Annotated in this window: 2 protein-coding genes; both read right to left on the minus strand. The window is 58.9% G+C overall.

Features of this window, described 5'->3' with window-relative positions:
• Positions 1-183 precede the first annotated feature (183 nt).
• On the minus strand, positions 184-1,194 hold the full coding sequence (rhaS, locus tag V7D69_RS15850) for a rhamnose ABC transporter substrate-binding protein (protein WP_142780569.1): 1,011 nt from the start codon (positions 1,192-1,194) through the stop codon (positions 184-186).
• Between the two features lie 46 nt (positions 1,195-1,240).
• Positions 1,241-2,071 (minus strand): DeoR/GlpR family DNA-binding transcription regulator, encoded by an 831-nt coding sequence (locus tag V7D69_RS15855; protein ID WP_196380474.1) that lies wholly within the window; start codon positions 2,069-2,071, stop codon positions 1,241-1,243.
• Positions 2,072-2,402: the final 331 nt, after the last annotated feature.

Below are 2,402 nucleotides of genomic sequence, written 5' to 3' on the forward strand. Positions count from 1 at the left end.
CCCCTCTGCCCTGCCGGGCATCTCCCCCTCAAGGGGGGAGATCGATATGCGGCACCGTTGAGGCCATCACTAAAGTTGAGAGTGAGCGAGTATTATCGTCTGGCTGATCTCCCCCCTTGAGGGGGAGATGCCCGGCAGGGCAGAGGGGGGTAACCCTCCACCCGCCGTCAGCCACTACTCAGATCAAAAAATCTTCGAGAACTGATCGATATTCTTCGCATCATAAACAAACGGATCGGCCATCGCCGCTTCGCTGTTTTCGCCAACCTTGATCTTGCCCATGCGGCCGGCTTCGATTTCCGAGCCCGGCTTGCCATCGGTTTCGCCCTTCACCAGGCGATAGGCGATCTGGGTGGCGGAGTAGCCGAGGTCGATCGGGTTCCAGATGGCGAATTCCTTGGTTGCGCCCGACTTGATGGCGCCGGCCATTTCAGACGGCAGGCCAAGGCCGGTCACATAGACCTGACCGATCTTGCCCGCATCTTTCACGGCCTGCGAGGCGGCGAGAACGCCAACCGTTGTCGGCGCGACGATGACCTTCACATTCGGCTGCGAGGAGAGCAGGCCCTGCGCTTCGCGGTAGCTCTTGTCGGCAAGATCGTCGCCGTAAACCGTGGTGACGAGGTTGAGGCCGGGGAAATCCTTCAGCTGCTTCTTCATCTCGTCGATCCAGATATTCTGGTTCGTGGAGGTGGTGGTGGCCGAAAGAATGGCGAAATCGCCCTTGCCGCCTTCCAGATGCGATGCGGCGAGCTGCAGGCACATCTTGCCGATCAGTGCGTTGGAAGAGGGATTGAGCTGGAGAATGCGGCCTTCCGGCGCCACGCCGGAATCCCAGGAGATGACCTTGATGCCGCGCTGGGCCGCCTTTTTCAGCGCCGGAACCACGGCGTCGGGGTCATTGGCGGAAATGGCGATGGCATCGACGCCCTGCGCGATCAGCGAATTGATGACTTCGATCTGACCTTCCGCCGTGGTGCTGGTCGGGCCGGTATAGATGATCTCGACGCCGCCGAGGTCCTTTGCGGCCTCCTGCGCGCCCTTGTTGGCGGCTTCGAAAAAGCCGTTGCCGAGCGATTTGACCACCAGTGCGATCTTCACATCGGCGGCCTGGGCAACGCTGCCCAGCCCTGCGACGGAGAGCGCCGCGCCAAGCGCCAGAGCGCTCGTCAATGTTCTGCGTGTAAGTTTCATGTCCCTTTTCCTCCCGTTTTGAACCTTTTCCTCCCTCCGGTGCTCCTCAGGCGACCGAAGAAGAATCCTCATCATCCGGAGGGGCGGCTGTCTTGCCATCCCTCACAGCGCCGACGACCAGCAATTCCACGCCGGCATCTTCCACCATCCTCGCCGCCTCATCGGAAATCCCGTCATCGGTGATGATGGTCGAGACATTTTCGAGCGGGCATAAAATGAGGCTGGATCGCTTTCTGAATTTCGATGAATCGACCATCACGATCAGCTCTTCCGCCTGTCGCATCAGCTTCTGCTCGCTCTGGATAACCAGCGCGTCGGATTCCATGATGCCGAGCGCGCCCACGCCCTGCGCACCGAGAAAAATCCGCCGCGCATAAAAATTGCGGATCGCATCGTTCTCGAAAGGCGACAGGATAAGGCTCTGGTCGCGATAGATCGCGCCGCCCGGCACGCTGACATTGCATTTGGAATGCTTGACCAGATGCTCGGCGATGGCGAAAGAATTGGTCATCACCTGCAGGCGGCGCGCCGCCATGTAATGCACCATCTGGAATGTCGTCGTGCCGCCATTCAGAATGATCGCGTCGCCATCGTTGCAGAGATCGACCGCTTTGCGCGCAATTGCGCGTTTCTTGTCGATATTGACCGATTCGGACACGCGGAACGGCCGGGCGGCGAGATTGCCGAGCTGCGGCGGATGCACCGCTTCCGCCCCGCCGCGCACGCGGCGCAACTTGCCCTGAACATGCAGGGACGCGATATCCCGGCGGATCGTCGCTTCCGACGCATCCGTCAGTTCGGCAATATCCTGCACCGTCACGACAGCTTTTTCCTGCGTGGCGCTCAAGATGATGCGATGGCGTTCGCGTTCGTGCATGGGGTCCTCCTGATCGTGATTATTCGCAATCTCTTTACGTTGTCAATCAAGAACGATCAAATTAATCAATATCGCGCTGCAACATGAAAATTTATGATCGTTTTTGATTGACATTATGCTTTTGGATGCGCGATATCTGCCATCAAAGGAGGCGGGCCGGTATCGGCTCCGCGAATGCAGACAGATATTGGGAGGAAGACATGACGGGAAAATCCCGCCTTCTCGAAAGCCGTTGGGACGATGCCTATGCCAAAACGCTCGATGAGCCGGGCAAGCTGCTTTATCGCTCCAATCTGCTCGGCGCCGACAAGCGCATCACCAACTATGGCGG

This window comes from Novosphingobium sp., assembly GCF_036733805.1.
Classification (GTDB): domain Bacteria; phylum Pseudomonadota; class Alphaproteobacteria; order Sphingomonadales; family Sphingomonadaceae; genus Novosphingobium.